At 44.2% G+C, this 19,745-nt stretch carries 17 protein-coding genes; 9 read left to right on the forward strand and 8 right to left on the reverse strand.

Going from position 1 to position 19,745, the window contains the following annotated elements; translation table 11 throughout:
* Nucleotides 1-127: 127 nt before the first annotated feature.
* The 7 genes from DOZ58_RS09390 to purR all read right to left on the reverse strand — a co-directional run bounded on the left by DOZ58_RS09390 (nt 128) and on the right by purR (nt 9,628).
* Nucleotides 128-1,615, reverse strand: coding sequence for a peptidyl-prolyl cis-trans isomerase (locus tag DOZ58_RS09390; RefSeq protein ID WP_111888042.1), 1,488 nt, complete (start codon nt 1,613-1,615; stop codon nt 128-130).
* 78 nt (nt 1,616-1,693) lie between these two features.
* A complete protein-coding gene (gene mfd / locus DOZ58_RS09395; protein ID WP_111889729.1) occupies nt 1,694-5,140 on the reverse strand; it encodes a transcription-repair coupling factor in 3,447 nt (1,148 codons plus the stop codon).
* A 77-nt stretch (nt 5,141-5,217) separates the two neighbouring features.
* The gene (gene pth, locus DOZ58_RS09400) at nt 5,218-5,838 is read right to left on the reverse strand and encodes an aminoacyl-tRNA hydrolase (protein WP_111888043.1); all 621 of its coding nucleotides are present in this window, start codon (nt 5,836-5,838) and stop codon (nt 5,218-5,220) included.
* Nucleotides 5,839-5,846: 8 nt separating this feature from the next.
* Complete coding sequence (locus DOZ58_RS09405) at nt 5,847-6,806, reverse strand: ribose-phosphate pyrophosphokinase (RefSeq protein WP_111888044.1); 960 nt, start codon at nt 6,804-6,806, stop codon at nt 5,847-5,849.
* Between the two features lie 55 nt (nt 6,807-6,861).
* The gene (gene glmU, locus DOZ58_RS09410) at nt 6,862-8,220 is read right to left on the reverse strand and encodes a bifunctional UDP-N-acetylglucosamine diphosphorylase/glucosamine-1-phosphate N-acetyltransferase GlmU (protein WP_111888045.1); all 1,359 of its coding nucleotides are present in this window, start codon (nt 8,218-8,220) and stop codon (nt 6,862-6,864) included.
* Between the two features lie 73 nt (nt 8,221-8,293).
* The gene (gene spoVG / locus DOZ58_RS09415; RefSeq protein WP_111888046.1) at nt 8,294-8,617 is read right to left on the reverse strand and encodes a septation regulator SpoVG; all 324 of its coding nucleotides are present in this window, start codon (nt 8,615-8,617) and stop codon (nt 8,294-8,296) included.
* Between the two features lie 207 nt (nt 8,618-8,824).
* On the reverse strand, nt 8,825-9,628 hold the full coding sequence (gene purR, locus DOZ58_RS09420) for a pur operon repressor (protein ID WP_111888047.1): 804 nt from the start codon (nt 9,626-9,628) through the stop codon (nt 8,825-8,827).
* 261 nt (nt 9,629-9,889) lie between these two features.
* Between purR and murC the strand changes: the two genes are divergently transcribed.
* The 5 genes from murC (at nt 9,890) to DOZ58_RS09445 (ending at nt 14,815) form a co-directional block, all read left to right on the forward strand.
* On the forward strand, nt 9,890-11,308 hold the full coding sequence (gene murC, locus DOZ58_RS09425; protein WP_111888048.1) for a UDP-N-acetylmuramate--L-alanine ligase: 1,419 nt from the start codon (nt 9,890-9,892) through the stop codon (nt 11,306-11,308).
* 59 nt (nt 11,309-11,367) lie between these two features.
* Entirely contained in the window at nt 11,368-11,655 is a 288-nt protein-coding gene (locus DOZ58_RS09430; protein WP_111888049.1) for a hypothetical protein, read from the forward strand.
* Between the two features lie 98 nt (nt 11,656-11,753).
* On the forward strand, nt 11,754-12,524 hold the full coding sequence (locus DOZ58_RS09435; protein WP_111888050.1) for a prolipoprotein diacylglyceryl transferase: 771 nt from the start codon (nt 11,754-11,756) through the stop codon (nt 12,522-12,524).
* 58 nt (nt 12,525-12,582) lie between these two features.
* Complete coding sequence (locus tag DOZ58_RS18910) at nt 12,583-13,437, forward strand: DUF4190 domain-containing protein (protein ID WP_242988462.1); 855 nt, start codon at nt 12,583-12,585, stop codon at nt 13,435-13,437.
* Between the two features lie 52 nt (nt 13,438-13,489).
* On the forward strand, nt 13,490-14,815 hold the full coding sequence (locus DOZ58_RS09445) for a patatin-like phospholipase family protein (protein WP_111888051.1): 1,326 nt from the start codon (nt 13,490-13,492) through the stop codon (nt 14,813-14,815).
* 23 nt (nt 14,816-14,838) lie between these two features.
* Here DOZ58_RS09445 and DOZ58_RS09450 read toward each other — a convergent pair whose 3' ends face one another.
* Nucleotides 14,839-15,339, reverse strand: a complete 501-nt coding sequence (locus tag DOZ58_RS09450; RefSeq protein ID WP_111888052.1) for an SEC-C metal-binding domain-containing protein — start codon at nt 15,337-15,339, stop codon at nt 14,839-14,841.
* A gap of 212 nt (nt 15,340-15,551) precedes the next feature.
* On the opposite strand from DOZ58_RS09450, the gene DOZ58_RS09455 reads away from it, so the two are divergent.
* From DOZ58_RS09455 to DOZ58_RS09470, 4 genes are all read left to right on the forward strand, one after another.
* Nucleotides 15,552-16,604 (forward strand): HAMP domain-containing sensor histidine kinase, encoded by a 1,053-nt coding sequence (locus tag DOZ58_RS09455; RefSeq protein ID WP_111888053.1) that lies wholly within the window; start codon nt 15,552-15,554, stop codon nt 16,602-16,604.
* 219 nt (nt 16,605-16,823) lie between these two features.
* Nucleotides 16,824-17,768 carry an efflux RND transporter periplasmic adaptor subunit gene (locus tag DOZ58_RS09460; protein ID WP_111888054.1) on the forward strand — a complete coding sequence of 315 codons (945 nt, stop codon included), beginning with the start codon at nt 16,824-16,826 and terminating at the stop codon, nt 17,766-17,768.
* Nucleotides 17,768-18,499 (forward strand): ABC transporter ATP-binding protein, encoded by a 732-nt coding sequence (locus DOZ58_RS09465; protein ID WP_111888055.1) that lies wholly within the window; start codon nt 17,768-17,770, stop codon nt 18,497-18,499. Before DOZ58_RS09460 ends, DOZ58_RS09465 begins: the two co-directional genes overlap by 1 nt.
* Nucleotides 18,486-19,736, forward strand: coding sequence for an ABC transporter permease (locus DOZ58_RS09470; protein ID WP_162624490.1), 1,251 nt, complete (start codon nt 18,486-18,488; stop codon nt 19,734-19,736). Before DOZ58_RS09465 ends, DOZ58_RS09470 begins: the two co-directional genes overlap by 14 nt.
* The last annotated feature ends 9 nt before the right edge of the window (nt 19,737-19,745 follow it).

The raw sequence follows: 19,745 nt of genomic DNA on the forward strand, positions 1-19,745 counted from the left end.
AAATGACTAATGCTTCTTTGCAGATTGTTTTTTATTATATCTCATCAATTATCCATATACAACCAAAAAGCACTGAAACTCAGTGCTTTTTGTCTTATCTTTAAATTGTATTTAGATTAACTTGCCGTTAGATTTTATTTTGGTAAACTTTAACGTTCAATTCGGTTTTCAGCTCTTCCAGATAAGCGGCTGCCGGAGTAATGATGTCGTTAATTTTAATTTTTTGTTTATTTACCAGTTTTACTTTAAGCTTGTCAAACTCTTCGGTAACTTTTTCACTTTTTAACGTTGTCGTAATTTCTTCTTTTTTATCGTCTAGACTTGGTGTTTCACCGGCTTTTTTATCATAAAGATAGATCACGTGGTAACCATAGTCGGTTTTGACCGGTTCGCTGACGGTGTTCACATCCATCCCAAAAGCGGCATCTGAAAATTCAGTTACCATCGTGGATTTGGTGAAAGCACCGAGGTCGGCTGCTTCTTTAATACCATCGGTATCCTGATATTTTGTCATAATTGCATCAAATTCTTCCACTGTTTTGGCATTTTTGGCTTCGGCATAAACCTGATCGGCCAAGGCCTGCTCCGTCGCTAAAATATGTTTGGCTGAAACGGTGCTGGTATCATAGGACGCTTTATTTTCATCGTAATATTTTTTGATCTCGCCATCAGTAACCTTAACCGCTGTTTCTAAATCGCTCTGAACCGCTTTGGAAATCGCCGATGCGGTGGCATCCTGTTTCATAAACGCTTTAAACTGGGCAATGGTTAAGAACTTGGTGTCTAAAAACTGTTGCAAAGCCTCGTCTCCTGGTAACAGATAATTGACAAATGCTTCCTGGGTAGTAACATAACTGTCGATGTTTGTCTGATCGGCTGTCAATTTCTTTTCTTCTGCATACTGAGCCAGGGCTTTTTGTTCTGCAATGGTATTAAAGATGGTTTCATTGGTCGTTTTCATGGTTTTATCATCGGTAGCCAATGCCTTTTGGGTCTGGTAATAGGTCAATAACTCCTCATTGGCCAGACGATAATTATAAACATCTTTTTTTACCTCATCTCCACCAACGGTTCCTACAACCGTATCTAATTCTTTGCCGGGATCAGCTTTTAAGGTATTATTATAGTTCGTTTCCATGGTGTTGGCATAGCTGTAATTCAGCAGAAATTTATTTAAAAATGCCTCAAATGATGCCGAATCAGTATTATATGTTTCTAAAATTGATGCGTATTTTTCTTCGCCCAAGGTTGTTTTTAATGATTCCAACATGCTGGTGGCATTGTCTGAAATACCGGTTTCATCGACCGTAACCCCATCTTTTTTCGCTTTGGCGGTGAGGGTTTCAACCCGAACCAGATCATCCAGAATGTCCTTTTTCAGCTCGGTGAGCTCCGTTTCGGTGGGAAAGGTCATGCCGCTGGCATCAAAATACATTTTATAATAGGCCATGTAATTATTAAAATTTTCTTTTAACAAAGGGGTTCCATCAATGACTGCGATTTCCACCTTCTTATCCTGTTCCGGATTTACCTTAACCAAACTGCAACCTCCGGCGAAAAGACTGACACAAATCACACCTGTCAGCATCAGTGCCATCATACGAGATTTCTTCATTTTTATTGTTCTCCTCTTCTTTATTATTATACAAATTAAAACCTTGCCTAGTTTAACATACCACAACTGGACTTTACCTTAATTCTTTGGTGAAACCAACTGTGATAGAAATTCGCCTAAAGCTTTAAGATAGACTTGATCCTGTTCATGTTTTAAAACGATCCGCCAACGAATCTGATCCTCTTTTCCAGCATTGAACTTAATATTGTAGGTGTTAAACAGCGTCTGCATCCGTTCCGGAGCGGGAATGGGAATTTCCTTTGACTTGTCAAAGGTGAATAAAACACTGTTGCCGCGTTCTCTTATTTCAGTCATGCCCAGGGATCTGCCCAAGTGCTTAATCATCGCCAGAGCCATCAGATTATAAACCCCATCGGGAATTTCTCCAAAACGATCTAACAGCTCATCCTCCAGCTCGTCGTAATCCGCCCGCGACTTCACATAGGAGAGCTTTTTGTAGATATCGTATTTGAGTTCTTCATCGGCAATATAATTTTCGGGAATATAACTGCTGACATTGAGGTTAATTAACAGCTCGCTGGCCGAGAAATCCAATTCTTTGCCCAGCCGCTCATGGATCGCCTGATCCAGAATCCGGCAATACAGTTCATAACCGATGGTGGCCAAATTGCCAGACTGAGCCGCTCCCAGAATATTTCCGGCACCCCTGATTTCCAGATCCCGCAGAGCAATTTTAAAGCCCGAACCAAAGGCTGTAAAATCTTTGATGGCTTTTAAACGCTTTTGCGAAATTTCCGAGAGCACCTTGGGCCGATGGGTCACATAAGTATAACCCTGGACATCGGATCGTCCCACCCGGCCGCGGAGCTGATACAATTGCGACAGACCCATATAGTCGCCATTATCGATGATCAGGGTGTTGGCATTTTTAATATCCAGTCCGGATTCAATGATGGTGGTGGTCACCAGCACATCATACTCCCGTTCTAAAAAATCGACCATGATGTCTTCCAGTTCCTGACCGGTCATCCGGCCATGGGCCACCACAATCCGGGCTTCGGGAACCAGCTTCTGGATTTTGCGGGCAACTTCAAAAATATCATGGATCCGGTTGTGAACAAAATAGACCTGTCCCTGTCTGGCCAGTTCCCGCAAAATGGCATCTTTGACGATGGCTTCATTGTACTCCATCACGTAAGTCAGTACCGGCCGACGACCGGCCGGCGGCTCGTCGATAACACTCATATCCCGAACCCCGATCATTGACATATGCAGGGTTCGAGGAATCGGGGTGGCACTAAGGGTTAAGACATCGACATTTTCTTTGAGCTGTTTGATCCGTTCCTTATGCCCCACTCCAAACCGTTGTTCCTCATCCACCACCAGCAGCCCCAGATCCTTGAACTTAACATCTTTTGATAACAGCCGATGGGTGCCAATAATCAGATCCACCTGGCCGGCGGCCAGTTCTTTTAAGGTTTTATCCTGGTCGGTTTTTGACCGGAACCGACTAAGCAGACCAATGCTAACCGGGTATTTTTTAAACCGGTCCAGGGCGGTCTGATAATGCTGTTGAGCTAAAATGGTGGTCGGTACCAGAAAAGCCACCTGTTTGCCCTCCATCACCGCTTTAAAGACGGCGCGTAGAGCGACCTCGGTTTTGCCGTACCCGACATCACCACAGAGCAGCCGATCCATCGGTCGGGTTGATTCCATATCTTCTTTGATCTCGTCCACAGCCTGAAGCTGGTCATTCGTTTCCTCATAGGGAAAAGAGTCCTCAAACTCCTGCTGCCAGCTTGAATCGAGACCAAAGGCATAGCCTTTTAAATTTTGCCGTTTAGCATAAAGGGCGATCAGTTCATCGGCCATTTCTTCAACGGCGGCTTTGACCCGGGATTTGGATTTACTCCATTCATTGGTACCCAACTGGTTAATTTTGGGCTTTTTCTCCCCGGTTCCCACGTAAACCTGGATGGCATCCATCTGGTCCACCGGACAATAGAACTTGGCATCGTTGGCATATTCGATGACCAGCAAATCTTTAATGGTCTCATCAATTTTTAATTGTTCAATGCCCCGATAGACCCCGATACCGTGAGTATCATGGACCACAAAGTCGCCCTGGTTCAATTGGGTAAAGGAATCGATCTTTCGTCCTTTTTGGCGCCGGCGTTTTTTCCCCCGGGTGGATTCTTTAATAATTTCACTTTGATTGATGCAAATGAGCTTTTCACCAGTCAATTCAAAGCCGCCGCTGATTTCGCCGGTGACCAGTTGAACACCTGGTTGCGCCGCATTGGTAAAGCGGTGAATATCCGCATCGGTTAAAATACTCTTGAGCTTTTCGTACCCCGCTTCATCCCGGGCCCGCACATGGATGGTGGCATCATTTTTTAGCTGTTTTTGAACAAATTCAATAAATAGAGGGATCTGGCCTAAAAACGAATCGTTTTCCTTGACCCCCAAATCCAGCGTGAGCCCTTTTTTGCCGCGCGATGAAAAAAGATGGAGTCTTATCTGGGTTTGCGCTTCCAGGGCCTTTTCAATTTTTGAAAAGGAATAGAATTTGTTTTTTTCTTCGGGAAACATGAGCCATTCATCTGCCAGGGTCTGAAAATCACTGTGTAGTTTATTGACAAAAACGGCCTGGGATTCTTTGATTCGAGGCGGTTCATCCCAAATAATCAAAGCATCTCCCAGATAATCGAGTAGCATTCCCTCAGACTTGATAAAGGAAAACAGGATCTCATCATGGCCCCCGGGATCTTCGCTAATCCGTTCGATCAACGTCTGATAACCCGGGACACTGCCATAATTTTTGACCATTTGTTTGATTGCTTTAGCCCGTTCGGCTTCATCTAAAACAATTTCCCGACCAGGCAGAATACTAACCTGCTCGATCGAATCGGTTGATAACTGGGTTTGGGGATCAAAGGTACGCAGGGATTCGATGGTATCGCCAAAGAATTCAATCCGATAGGCTTCCTCACCAGTAGTTAAAAAAACATCGATGATTCCGCCCCGGTGGGCAAATTGACCCCTGGCTTCCACCTGCGAAACGGGTTCATACCCCAGATAGAAAAGGCGTTCAGTCAGAACGATGGGATCCCAACTGTCCTCCACGGCCAGGGAAAAGCCAAGGCCTTGAAATTTTTCTCTGGGCATTTGTTTCTTTAACAGGGCTTCTGCCCCCATCACTACCACAAAACGCTGATTTGATAATAGTTTTTCAAACACAACCAACCGTTGATGATTGATTTCCTGGCTGTGTACATCAGCAAAATAGTCATGAATCGGCTCGGCCGGGAAATAAAGCACTTGCTTTCCTAGAATTTTCGCCAGATTTTCGGCCGTTTTCTGGGCCTGATAATCGGTTGCTGTGACAAAAAGCATCCGCCTTCGCTGTTGCCTTAAGATCAGTCCGGTAAGCACTTCTTTAAAGCTGTTATTGACATTGGCGAGATTGATTATTTCTCCCGGGGCCAGGTTGTTCATTATCGTTTGGATCGATTCGGCCTTCAAAAGGTTTTGATAAAGTAATTCCATGATTTCTTCTTTCATATTCAAACACGGATAGCCCGGGTTTAAAACCCGGGCCCCCTGTTTTCATTCTTTTTTCACGTATTAATCGCTGTCTTTTATTCTTGTTTCTCCTGAATTTCTTCAGTCTTTTTTTCTGCGGTTTTTTCTATCTTTTTGCGCACATTGATCCGGTTCATCGCTAAATCAATGCCATCCTTGACAAAAATATCCACCCCTTTTGCGGCTTCCATTATGGCATTCTCAATGGCCGGAAATTCACTTTTGGGAAAACGTCCCAGAACATAGTGAACCAATTCAGAACCTGGCCGGGGTCGACCAATGCCGATCCGAATTCGTGAAAATTCGGGATTCCCCAAATGCGAAATAATCGAGCGCATGCCGTTATGAGTCCCGGCGCTGCCGTGCTGCCGAATCCGCACGTCACCCGTGGCGAGGTCGATATCATCATAGATCACCAATAGGTTCTCGAGGGGGATATCATAAAAATTCATCAGCCCGGCCACACACTGACCACTATTGTTCATATAGGTGGTCGGCTTGGCCAGCATAATCTTCTGCCCCGCTTCACGATAAACACCGGTTACTCCGCTCTGTTCTTTTTTGGTGATCGTGATACCCTTTTTATCACTGAGATAATCAAGGGTTTCAAAACCGATATTATGTCGGGTTCCCTGGTATTCTTTACCAATGTTCCCCAATCCCACAATCAGATGCATCGGCTATCCTATACGTATCTTCCCACAAAAAGCTTGCTCAGCGATCGACCAAAATGGACATAATCAATGGCCCGTCCGAAAAGAGTTCCAGTGGAAAGAATTTTTATTTTTTCAATCTGTTTTTCTTTGGGAATACACAGGGTATTGAGTGTGACCAATTCCTCAATCGCAGAATCCTGAATTCGCTGGATGGCCGGCCCGGAAAATACCCCATGACTACAGGCGGCATAGACCGAATTGGCACCAAGATCAAGAAGAGCGTTGGCCCCGGAGGTAATGGTTCCGGCGGTATCAATCATATCATCGATCATGATACAGTTTTTCCCTTTAACATCGCCGATAACATTCATCACCGCGGTTTCATTGGGACGGGGACGTTCCTTATCAATAATGGCAAAGGGACAGTTTAAGTTTCTGGCCAGTTTTCTGGATCGCTTGACGCTACCCACATCCGGAGAAACCACGACCATATTTCCCATTTTTTTCTCTTTGTAATATTCAGTGATCAGGGCACCGCCTGATAAGTGATCCAGAGGAATATCAAAGAAACCCTGAATCTGGTTGGAGTGAAGATCCATTGTGATGACCCGGTCAGCACCGGCTGTGGTTAATAAATTGGCCACCAGTTTTGCTGTGATGGGGTCCCGGGATTTCGCCTTACGATCCTGTCTGGCATAACCATAATAAGGGATTACGGCATTAATTCGCCCTGCTGAAGCCCGTTTCATGGAATCGATGAGAATCAGTAATTCCATTAAATTTTCATTCACCGGAGTTCCGGTGGACTGGATTACAAAAACATCTGCACCACGAACCGATTCAAAAACGTTGACGCCGATTTCCCCGTCACTAAAGGAGACCACCTCAGCGTTACATAGCTGAACTTCTAAATATTCGGCAATTTCCTGTGCCAATGCCATATTTGAGTTCCCAGCAATAATCTTAATTCCACTATACTTTCCATCCATGCGTTTTATACCTCTTCTTAATCTTCTCTATTTTCTATTTTTTTATTAACCTGTATTACTTTTTTAAGTAGCCGACCTTATTGACCTGTCTGGCTCTGGCAATCGCCAAACTGTCTTCCGGGACGTCGTCCGTGATGGTGGAACCGGCGGCAATATAAGCCCCTTCCTTAACGGTTACCGGGGCAATCAGATTGGTGTTACACCCGACAAAGGCATTCTTTTCTACAATCGTCCGGTATTTATTTTTGCCATCATAATTCACAAAAACGGTGCCGCAACCCAGGTTGACATTCTCGCCGACGTCGCCATCGCCAATATAGGTCAAATGGGAAGCCTTTGCGCCGTCGCCCATGGTGGAGTTCTTCACTTCGACAAAATCACCAACCTTGCAATGCTTGCCAATCTGACTACCCGGACGAATATAAGCGTAGGGTCCGACGTTGGTGTAATCATCGACACGACTCTCTAATATTGTGGAACTCTGGATAGAAACCTTATTCCCAATTTTTGCGTCAACTAACCGGCAATTTGCTCCGATAACACAATCTTTGCCAATTTCGGTTTCGCCTTCCAGAATAACGCTGGGATAGAGGACGGTATCCTGACCAACGATTGCTCTGGCTCCCACATAGGTCGTTGCCGGATCGATGATCGTCACGCCGGCATCCATCAGTCTGTGGTTAATCCGTTTTCGCATCACCGCTTCTGCCTCTGCCAACTGCACCCGGGAATTGATCGCCTGAATGTCTTCCGGATCCGGGGTCACAAAGGTGCCTGCTGTTTTTCCCATTTCCCGCAAAATTTCAATGACATCGGTGAGATAATACTCACCCTGGACATTATCTGTTTTTAATTGCGCCAGTGCCAGGACAAGGGCCTGAGCGTCGAAGCAATACATCCCGGAATTGATTTCTTTGATCTGTTTTTCGACCAGATTGGCATCCTTCTCTTCGACAATCTTAAGCAGTTCGCCACTTCTATTTTTAATCATCCGGCCATAGCCGGTGGGCTCATCAAACTCTGCCGTTAAGACCGTTACCGCATAACCTCCGGACTCATGAGCCCGAACCAGGCCGGTCAGGGTCTCTGCCTGGATCAGTGGGGCATCCCCGACCAACACAACCAGATTTCCCTTAAGCGCTTCAAAAAAGGGGAGTGCCTGTAAAACGGCATGACCGGTGCCAAGTTGTTCTTTCTGGAAATAGGTAGTGATCTGTGGCGGCAGGCTTTCTTTGACCAACTCAGCCTGAAAGCCGACAATCACTGCAATCTCCGAAATGCCCGACGTCTTACTGACTTCTATCACGTAATCCAGAATATTCTCCCCACATACCTGATGGAGTACCTTGGGCTTTTGGGACCGCATCCGGGTTCCTTCGCCGGCTGCCAATATGATGGTTTTTGAATCGTTCATTTTCATCTCCACTACTAATCATTAACAACAAAAAAAGGGAAGCACTTCCCCCTTTTTTAAACGTTTTAAATTTTTATTCTTCTTCGTAATCTACTTCTAGTTCAACTGTTGCTTCTTCTTCATTGGTTACTTGGTTATCCTCTTCTATGGCCTTCTCGTAAGCTCGCAGGACGCTCTCCTGCATTTCACGACGGGTACCCATGTTAATGGGATGTGCAATATCTTTGAATTCACCGTCCGGCGTTTTTCGACTGGGCATTGCAATAAAAAATCCGCTTTGGCCTTCAATTACCTTAATATCATGAACAACAAATTGATCATCGAAAGTAACTGAGACAATTGCTCTCATTTTTCCCTCTGGATACGTTTTCCGTACTCTTACGTCCGTTATTTCCATCTCGTAAGCCTCCCCTTTGAAATAAAGTCACATGTCTAATTCTAGATATATACTAACACAAATTCAACTATATTAAAACAAAAACCTTAATTTTTTTCGATTCTTATTATTTTCAAAAAGGGTTTGAAAATACAAAAAAATTCTTTTATCTAAGCTTCTGTTTTAGTGTTAACGGTGGGTTCTGAGGGGGTTTTTAGCTTTTCGCTTTCAGTCTTCTAAATGGAGCGAAACCTGCAATCCGGCTTCCAGATTTTCGTCATCCATCCAGATTAGCGGGGTGAAATGTTCGACCAATTTTTCGGCCGGGGAACGGGTCACGAAAATAACACAGATTCCCTTGACTTCGGCGCCCACCTCCTCCATCAGGTTGGTCATTCCTTTGGCGGTTCCGCCACCCTTCATAAAATCATCAATGATCAGTACTTTTTTGTCTTTAAGGTCGATACGTCGACTTAAATACATGGTATTAATCTTATTGGATGACCCCGAGATATAATTTACACTGGTGGTTGCCCCTTCGGTGACCCGATTGGATCGCCTTATCAGGCCCATTGGTACATTTAAATAATGCGCTGTTTCCATCGCTGCAGGAATGCCCTTGGTTTCGGTGGTAACCACATATTCAATCCCCATTTCGCCATATTTTGAAGCAATAATCCGGCCTATATTTTTAGAATAGCGGGGATTCGAGAGGATGTCACTGTAATAGACAAAGCCACCCTGAATTTTTCGGGCCGGGGATTGGAGCAAGTCGGCAATTTCTTTGAGGATCAGTAACTCATCTTCTCTGGTAACCCGGGGATGATAGACCATCCCCCCGGATGCCCCGGAAAAAGTTTCGACATAACCGGTACCGGTTAATTCGATGGCATTTTTTACAATCGCCACATCTTCACAGACACTCGATTTACCCGCTTCCAGTAAATCGGTAAAATAATTGAAACTGAAAACCTGGTTGGGATGGTCTGACAATATTTTTGTGATGACGCTGATTCTTTCATTCTTTTTCATTTTACACCTATGATGGATTTTTTAAATCCGAACATTTTTCTCAATAGTTATAATATTATTCATATTTTATTAAAAGTGCAAGTTTTTTTTAATCTTTACTCCATAGAAACACCTGTGTTATAATTCGGATCAAAGTGTTTTTCCCAATTTTGACCAATAATTTGGTTATTTCATAGCTATTCTTAACTTGGCAACCAACACTTTTCGTTGAATCATTAAGAAATAATTAAGATTTTATTACCGTTAAAGGAGCTGATTAATTTGAAAGCACAACTCGAAAACAAATTTAACCGACCGATTAATAAATTATTCTTCATTGGAATTGGTGGCAGTAGCATGAGTGGCCTGGCTACGATGTCGTTATCCCAGGGGTTTTCCATTGAAGGTTCTGATATGGTTGCTTCATCCTACACCGAAAAATTGGAGTGCCTGGGCGTCAAAATCCATATCGGGCATGACTATAAAAACATTCCTGCTGACACCGATTGTGTTGTTTATTCTGCCGCCATTCATGACGATAACCCGGATATGGTGAAAGCCACAGATCTGGATCTTCCTAAAATCGAACGTTCCAGTTTCCTGGGTCTCTTTTCCCACATCTTTGATAAAACCATCGCCGTTTCCGGAACTCATGGTAAAACGACAACCTCCTCCATGGTTGCCTGCCTGCTCCAGGATGCCGATCTGCGACCCAGCCTGAGTATTGGTGGCAAGCTTGATGAGTTCGGCGGCAATGCCGTGATTGACGGCAAAGCGTTCTTTGTCGTGGAAGCCTGTGAATATGTCGACAGTTTTCTGACAACTTCCCACTCGATTGGCATCATTACCAATATCGAAGAGGATCATCTGGACTATTTTAAAGGCGGATTAAAGCAGATCAAAGAATCGTTTACTAATTTTGGTAAAATCCTGCCGGCCGATGGACTGATGATTGCCTACGGCGACTCCCAGGATGTTCTCGATGTCGTCACCGACTTAGCCTGCCCGGTAGTCACCTACGGGTTGAACAAAAAAAATGACTGGTATCCCGAAAACATTACCTATGACAATGTTGGTAAGCCCAGCTTTGATGTCTATAAGAAGGGTGAATTCTATGGCCATTATCAACTTATCATCCCTGGTCAGCATAATGTTCTGAACGCCCTTTCAGCTATTATCTGCGGTGACTTCCTTGACATCCCAGTCGCAATATCGATCGCTTCGATGGCAAAATTCAGCGGTGCTAAACGTCGTTTCGAGTTCCGGGGCGAAGTCAACGGCATCAACGTTTATGAAGACTATGCGCATCATCCCACCGAGTTAAAGGTGGTTGTGGACGCCTGTCTCAATTATGAACACCATAAACTCTGGGTTGTTTTTCAACCCCATACCTATTCCCGAACCTTCTTTTTCTTTGATGATTTCGTGGACGCTTTTGCCAAAGCCGACTATGTTATTCTCAACGATATTTATTCCGACCGGGAAGACAATGACTGGGATGTTTATTCCGAGGATCTGCAAAAAGCCATTGAAGCAAAATACAGTATCCCAACGGTCACTATTTCGACCTTTGAGGATATTGTTAACCATCTGACCGCTAACTTATGCCCGAATGATCTGGTTCTTGTGGCTGGTTCCCAAACGATCAACCACGTCGCTTTTGATCTGGTTGATAAGTTAAAAGCGATTCATAAATCTTGACATTTTTTCCCAACAAGCGTATTCTAAAGAGAGAAATAATTTTACTTTAGGAGGCTTACATGGAACAGTATAATAATAAGGCGACTGCTTCCCTTGTATTGGGAATCGTATCCTTGGTTAGTATCTGGTTTAGTTATTTTACCATTATTGGTATTATCTGTGCGATTATCGGTTTAATCTTTGCCATCCAGATCCGCAAAGCCGGCGAATTGGAAGGGTTTACCCCAAACGGCATGGCGACTGCCGGTTTGATCCTTAATATCATTGGCCTCGCCCTCTGTGCACTTGTACTGATCGCCTGTGTGGCCTGTGTCGGACTATTGGGCACCGCAGCGATGTTTGGCTGATTCAAGCAAAAAAATAGACGACTGCCATCGTCTATTTTTTTTACCTGAGAATCAAATTTAATTATTTTTATCCCACCCTTCCCAATGAAAGGAGTTTTATGTACCCCCTTATTCATATCTTTCAATATACCATCCCGACCTTTGGGGTCCTGTTTTTAATTGGAACCGGATGCGGCTTTCTACTGGCCATTCCAACTGCTAAAAAATATCATATCTCAACGATGGATGCCATGTTTTTCGGACTTTTTGGCATCATCGGTGGGATCATCGGGGCCAAGCTACTGTATATCATTGTCGATTTGCCCAATCTGATCGCCAGCCCGGAGACCGCCCTGATTCGACTCGCCACCGGTGGTGCCGTCTTCTATGGCGGACTGATCGGCGGAATCCTGGGCGGTTTTCTTTACACTCGCGTCTATCGACTTGACGCCATCAAGTTTTTTGATATTGCAGTGCCATCGCTAGCACTGGCTCAGGCCTTCGGCCGGATTGGCTGCTTCTTCAATGGCTGCTGTTATGGTATTCCCTATGATGGTCCCTTGGCTGTCCATTATCCCGTTGGCGCCTATCCACCCTCCGGAATCGGTCTGTTTCCGGCCCAGTTGTCTGAATCGGCCTTTCTTTTTATACTCACTTTAGTTCTGATGGTGGTATTGTGGAAAAGCAGAAATCCTGGTTTTACAACCGGTTTTTATTTAATCGCTGCCGGTATCTTTCGTTTCATCAATGAGTTTTTCCGCTCCGATCCCAGAGGCATCATCGGTTTTCTCTCAACCTCACAGTTTATCAGCCTGATTGTTATTGCATTTGGATTACTTTTTATCATTAAAATTCCCCAGACCCTTTATCAAAAACACTTGAAAAATTAGATATTTACCGTACTTTAGGGTATAATCAGTATATCCGAACTTATTAGGAGGTATTATTATGGATATTTATGATGGTTATATGGGCGGTATTTCTTCCCATCCTGACAGTTTTTGGGCGATCATGCCCGTTATTATGTCAGTTCTCGGTATTATTTTAGCGATCAGTCTCGTTGTTGGCATAATTTGCTACGTTTTTAATTCACTTGGTCTTTATACCATGGCTAAAAACCGAAATTTGGATAACCCCTGGTTGGCCTGGATTCCTTTCGCCAGCAGTTATCTGATGGGTGAATTGATCAATGATGATGTTTCTATCGGCACCTGGCACATTCCCTATGCCAAACTCTTTCTTCCGCTAATGGGTCTGGCCTTAAGTATTGTCATGATGGTTCTTGGATTCATCCCTTATCTGGGCGCCTTTGTGAGCATCTTGTTATCACTGGCACTGAGCTTCTACTATTATGCCGCTCAATTCTGGCTTTACAGTATTTATGACAAGGATCACCGGGTCCTTTATCTGGTCCTCAGTATTATTTTCCCTTTCCTGGGACCGATTTTCATCTTTATCGTTCGTAATCGGACTCCCTACGATGAACGTCATCCGGAAGTGGTTGCAGAAACCTATGATTCTAAATCAATCCTTGCTCTGACGCTGGGGATCATCTCAATTGTCAGTGTTATCACTTTTATCGGTAGTGGTTTGTTTACCGGCGCCGTCGGTCTTATTTTTGGGATGATTGCCATGAAGGAACGAAAGCTCCAGGGTCTGCCCACTGGTATGGCAATGGCCGGTCTGATTTGTTCAATCATTGGGATGGCCTTTACCGTACTGATGGTTTTTGCCTGCATTACCTGCATTGGAGTCGGCGGCATGGGAATGCTGGGTGGTCTGATGGACGGCATGTACTACTAATCAAACGATTCTTTAGCAACACATTTCTTATTAACAAAGAGGTGAACATCAAATGTCGCAACAACCGTATGGCCTGGTTCTTAGTGGTGGCGGTGCCAAGGGCGCCTTTGAAATGGGCGTCTGGAAGGCGCTCAGAGAATCTGATTACTCCCTGGGGGCTGTGATCGGAACCTCGGTCGGGGCGCTAAACGCCGCTATGATTGCCCAGGATGACTATGAAATTGCCATGGAATTCTGGTCCAATCTGACCATTAACCAGGTTCTTGATTTAAATAAAGAAATGACCAATACCTATGTGGATAAGTGGTCAAAGGAAAGTTTTGATGTGTTCAGAACCGGTTTTTTAGCCGCTCTTTTTTCAGACGGTTTGGATATTTCGCCGCTCCGACACAATCTTACCCGAATGATCTGTGAAGACACCATCCGCCGCTCAACGATCCGGTTCGGACTGGTAACAGTTGATATTACCAGCCTGAAGCCACGTCAGCTAATGATAGAGGACATTCCCAACGGTCAGTTGATTGACTATTTGCTGGCGAGTGCTGCCCTACCCATTTTTCAGAAGCTGGAAATTGATGGTAAAACCTATCTTGATGGGGGGTTTTTTGATAATGTCCCGATAAATTTTATGCTGGAACAGCATTTCAACCAGATTATTTCGGTGGAATTCCCTGCTCCGGGAATGCGTAAATGGGTACGGGATAAACAAGCAAAAATCATTACTGTTAATAACTCCGAATATCTTGGCGGCGTCCTCGACTTCGATTCCAGGCAAATCGAGCTGAATATCCAATTAGGTTATCTGGATGCCTTAAAGGTTTTTGGCCTAGTCGACGGCCGATACTTTTACCTGAACACAAAAAAAAGCAACACCTTTTTCAGGAAGTTCATCAATACCTTGGGTCAACCGCTATCAAACCAGAAACAGTTGCAAAAAATGCTGGCGCTGCTTTGCCTATCACCTGACGCCGGGAAAAACGATGTTTTAAGAACCCTGGAAAACTTGTTGCAGAAAACCTCGTTTAGAAACCAGCCCCTCAGCCTTGCGATGCTGGAAATCACCGGCAAAAGCGTGGGTGTCCCACGACTGGAAAACTATTCCATTGATTTTTTCATTCAGGCCATTCTTAAAGAACTAAACCGGCTTTTGGATGAAAACCTCAATCTGTTGGATAATCCTAAAATCATCGGAACCTTTTTTACCCCTGCCAACAGCAGTTTGCTACGTTACAATTTCATTACTTTTTATCTTGTCTTTTTGAGTATTCGGGGTGATCTCAGTCCGGAACGAATGTCAACCTTTTTAAGTAAATTTTCGCCGGACATTGCCCTCTCAATGATTACTGTTTTCTATATTCATGAAGTTATCAACCACTAAAAAAAGAGCTTTCGCTCTTTTTTTTATAGTCCACAACACTTTTTATATTTTTTCCCGGAGCCACAAGGGCAGGGATCGTTTCGACCAACCTTTACCTCATTGACCACGGTTTTTGATCGCTTGTATTCTTTTTCCAGCTCAACTCGCTGCTCCACCGTGAAAAAGTTATCCCATTCCGCCAAAGTATAAAGCCATTCTGCCGGAACTGCCAGCATATTTTTATAAAGTTTGGCAAAATCGATCTCCAGCTTGACTTCTGAATCCAAGTCAATGGTCTCAAGATCAATAGGGGCCGTTAGACTGTCGCTAATGCCATCGAGAAAACCCATGTATTGGGGCGGAACCATCTTGCTTTCTTTAATCAGGTCTTCTACCTTACCGGAAATGGTTGTAATTTTCTCGCCCAGAATCTTCTGATACAGAACCTTTTCCTCAGCACAATATTTTTCCCAAAAGGTATTTTGTTCTTCCTGGGTGCTACAATTCTCTTCGATGTAATTTTTCCACGCATCGTATAAACTCATTTGAATTTCTCCTCATAATAATATCATTTTATTATATCCCAAAACCACCGGGAATTAAACCATTTTCTGACAAACCCCTACAAATTACTTCAATCGGAACAGCGCCAGGCTGATTTTACTTAAGGCAGCTTTAATTTAAAGCTCTTGTTGATTATAATCGCATTCCAGTTTACAATGATTGTATAATAAAACATGCTGAAAGGAATAGTCAATTGAAAAACGATAAACCCGACCCGATCAAAATAAAAAACAGTAAGAATCGACCCGATGAGGAATTGGTCTCGGTCTTAATAAAATATTTGAGTTTGACTTTAGTTGTTGCACTTGTTTGGGGCTTTTATTTTAACCTCGCATTGTTACCCCGTTTGGGCTATCATCCGCTTTTTATCATTCTGTTTACACTTGTCCCCAATTTATTGGTTTTTATTATCATGTCCCATTTAATTCGCAAAAAATTAAGCTACCTTAAAACGTTGCAAAAAGGATCCGAACGGATCGCCGCTGAGAATTTTGAATCCTATATTCCACTTCAGGACCATAACGAACTCACTGATATTGCCAATAACGTGAATCTGATTCATGATTTATATGAGGCTAAAAACAAGGCTGAATCGCTTGCTAAGATGGAAAATCATCATATTATCACCTCTGTTTCAAACGAAATACATGCCCCCTTAACTGGTATCATCGGCTATCTTGAGCGGATTCAAAACCCTGATGAACGTGACTTTTCCAAAAAAGAAGCCTATCTTAAGATTGCTCTTAAAAAGGCGTATCAGGTCATCCGTTTTATTGACGATCTTTTTGAGCATGCCTTTACCGATAATGGCAAGGGCTACTACCAGTTCAAGGTCTATAACGGAAAACCCCTGATTCATCAACTTCTGAACACTTCCAGCCAGGCTTTAAAAGAAGCCGGATACGATGTTGTCGAGGAAAATTGCATCGAACGGGATTTCTCCCTGTGGGTTGATCTGGAACAGCTCCAACGCATTTTTGACTATCTGACTTCCAATATTATTAAGTATGCCGACCCCGACAAACCGGTCGATTTTGGCCTGATCCTTAATAAAAACGAACTCTGCATTATTTTGCGCAATAAAACCATAAATAATCCCGATGCTGCTGGCAAAAATGTCATTGAGAACGAAGGTTCCAGCCTGGACTCCTGCCGAAAAATAATCACCCGCCATCAGGGACGGATCGACTACTATCAACTCAACCAGCTGTTCAAGGTTGAACTGATTCTGCCGATTCATCAGTAACGATAAAACAATTGATGACCCCAATTCGGGGTCTTTTTTATTGTCAAAAATTCTTAAGAATTTGAGTAACCTGATCTTCATAATTAACGCTTATACTTAAACTATCCTATCAGTAAATACGCTGCCATCAAAAATTAGGAGAAACAATCAACAAAATTAAATAAAGTCGCAAGTATTTATTTTTTAATCTCGTACCAAAATGAGTTAAGAGGAGACGTTATGAAGAAAAAAGGAATTATTTTATGTGTTGTGATCGGGGTAGCCCTATTGGTCGGCGGAGGTGCCTATGTTTATGGCAATTCCCAACCCACCCCGGCGGTTGCTGTCAAAACCACCCCACTTTCAAAAGCAACCCTGCAAAACACCATTTCCGCCACTGGTGTCATTGAAAGCTATACCAAGGTCAAAGTCAGCGATACCAGCAATGATAAAATCGAAAAACTCTATGTTTCGGTTGGTCAATGGGTCGATAAAGATGATTGGTTATGTCAGCTCTACAACAAAGAAGGTGACAGTTACAGCTATGTCAAGGCCACAGCCAGTGGAACCATCACCGCCATGAACGCCGTTAAAGGGAACCCCGCCAATGGTGAGCTTTTTACCATTGAGGACACCAACGACCTTAAAGTGCGAGGCAAGATTAAAGAAGCTGATTTAAATCACATCCACAAAAATATGCCGGTGCTGGTAAAATCGGATGCTACTGGGGATACCGTTTTCCCCGGCAACCTGACTAAAATTGCGCCAACAGCAATTAAAACCGAAACCGCCACCAGTTCAACAGCAACAAAGGCTGAATTTGAAGTTGAAATTGACCTTCCATCCGATACCACCGGATTAAAAATCGGAATGACTACCCGCTTAAGCATAATCAGCGAAGAACGTCCCGATGTTTTCTGTGTTCCCTTTGAAGCTCTGGTGATGAATGATTCCGGTCAATCCTGCGTCTATGTTGCCAAAGAAAATCCTGTCGAACAAGGCTCTTTCACAGTCGAATCGATTCCCATCACCACGGGTCTGGAAACTGATTCTTTAATTGAAATCGCCGGTGATCTACTTAGCGATGGACTCGCCATTATTAGCCAGCCCCAAACGGTCCAGCCCGGTATGGCCGTTACTACGGTGCAGCCCGGTACGACAGTGACTGAAGAATTGACGGTGTAATGATGCGAAATAAAATTATTGAAATGCAGGGGATTGTCAAATCTTATTATCTGGGTACCCCCAATGAACTGGAAATTCTCCACGGTATTGATTTGGATGTTTATGAAGGTGAGTTTTTATCGATTGTCGGCGCTTCCGGTTCCGGTAAATCCACCTTGATGAATATTCTTGGAGCCTTGGACCGCCCCACTAAAGGGCACTATTATCTGGATCATCTGCCAATGGAAAATGTTCGCGACGATGGGCTTTCAAAAATCCGCAACAAGAAAATCGGCTTTGTTTTCCAGACCTTTAATCTCATTCCCCGTTCGACGGCTTTAAAAAACGTGGCTCTGCCGATGCTTTACGGTGGAGTGCCGCGGAGCGAACGATCACGACGGGCCTCTGAACTCCTTCAGCTGGTGGAAATGAGTGGTCGAGCCCATCATCGGCCCAATGAATTATCCGGCGGACAAAAACAGCGCGTGGCCATTGCCCGGGCGATGGCCAACGATCCGGCCATCATCCTCGCCGATGAACCGACCGGAGCCCTGGACACTCATACCGGTCGCCTGGTTATGGATATTTTTCACCGGCTCCATCAGGAACAGGGAAAAACGATTATTTTAATTACCCATAACGTCGAATTGGCCGAAGAAACAGAACGAACCATCCGACTTCGAGATGGTTCCATTGTCGATAACCGCAAGAATGATCAATATCAATTGGAGGGTTACTATGAATCTGTTTGAAAATATCCGGCTGGCCCTGGAGGGACTGCGGGCCAACAAGATGCGAGCTCTTTTAACAATGCTGGGAATTATCATCGGGATTTCCTCAGTTATGGCAATCTCCACGCTGGGTTCGGCGATGACTGGCTCCGTCACCAAAACGATGGATAAAATCGGCGGAAAAAATATTATGGTTTATGTAACCGCCAAAAACTATGAGGTGGCCTCCACCTTTCAAGAAGACGACTATGTGACCATGGACGAATTGGAAAACTTCAAAGCGGCCTATTCTGATGAGGTTAAAGCCATCAGTACCTCCAGTTCGCTGGGCGCTGGTGAGCTTAGCAAAGGCTATATTCACCGAAATGTCACCCTCACTGGGGTCAGCCCTGACTATAGCATGGTTAATAATGTCAAACTGGTTCAGGGGCGCTTTATCAGCCCCCGCGATGTGCAAGGCGACCGCCATGTCATCATTATTGATACAACCGTTCGCAATAGTCTGGTTGGTATTCATGGTGATGCCCTAGGGATGGAAATTCAGGTTGATACCCAAAATACCAATGAGACCTATACCGTCATTGGCGTTTATGAAAAACTGGTGATTGATAACCCGCTGTTTAATATGGGTGACGAAACTCGCATTGAGTGTTTTATTCCTATTTCAACCGCTATGGCTTTAAACAGCGAAACGGCCAATGTTTCCGGATACACCAATTTTACCATTATGGCAACCTCCGGGACCGACTCCGCAGCCTTTTCTCAAATCAGCAAAGACTATTTTATCAAAACCCTGGCAAAGTCATCTGATTTCACCATTCAGGCTGAAAGTCTGGAAGCCATGGCCAGTGAAGCGACGGGAATGCTTGGAACCTTATCTCTGGGGATCTCGGTTATTGCGGGTATTTCGCTGTTAGTCGGCGGGATTGGCGTCATGAACATTATGTTGGTGTCGGTCACCGAACGAACCAAGGAAATTGGCATCCGTAAGGCTTTGGGGGCGCGTAATTCAGCCATTCGCAGTCAGTTTATTATTGAAGCGATTATCATCTGCCTAATTGGCGGACTGATCGGCGTCGGGCTCGGCTCCGGCTTAGGGATACTGGGTAGCACACTAATGAAATTCCCGTCAACACCACCCTTTGGTCCGATGATTATTGCCCTGTGTTTCTCGATGGCCATCGGCGTCTTCTTTGGTTTTTATCCGGCCAATAAGGCCGCCAAGCTGGATCCGATTGATGCACTGCGGTATGAGTAAGGCTGTCTA

Origin of the sequence: Acetobacterium sp. KB-1 (genome assembly GCF_003260995.1) — a bacterium.
In the GTDB taxonomy this organism is placed as follows: Bacteria; Bacillota; Clostridia; order Eubacteriales; family Eubacteriaceae; genus Acetobacterium; species Acetobacterium carbinolicum.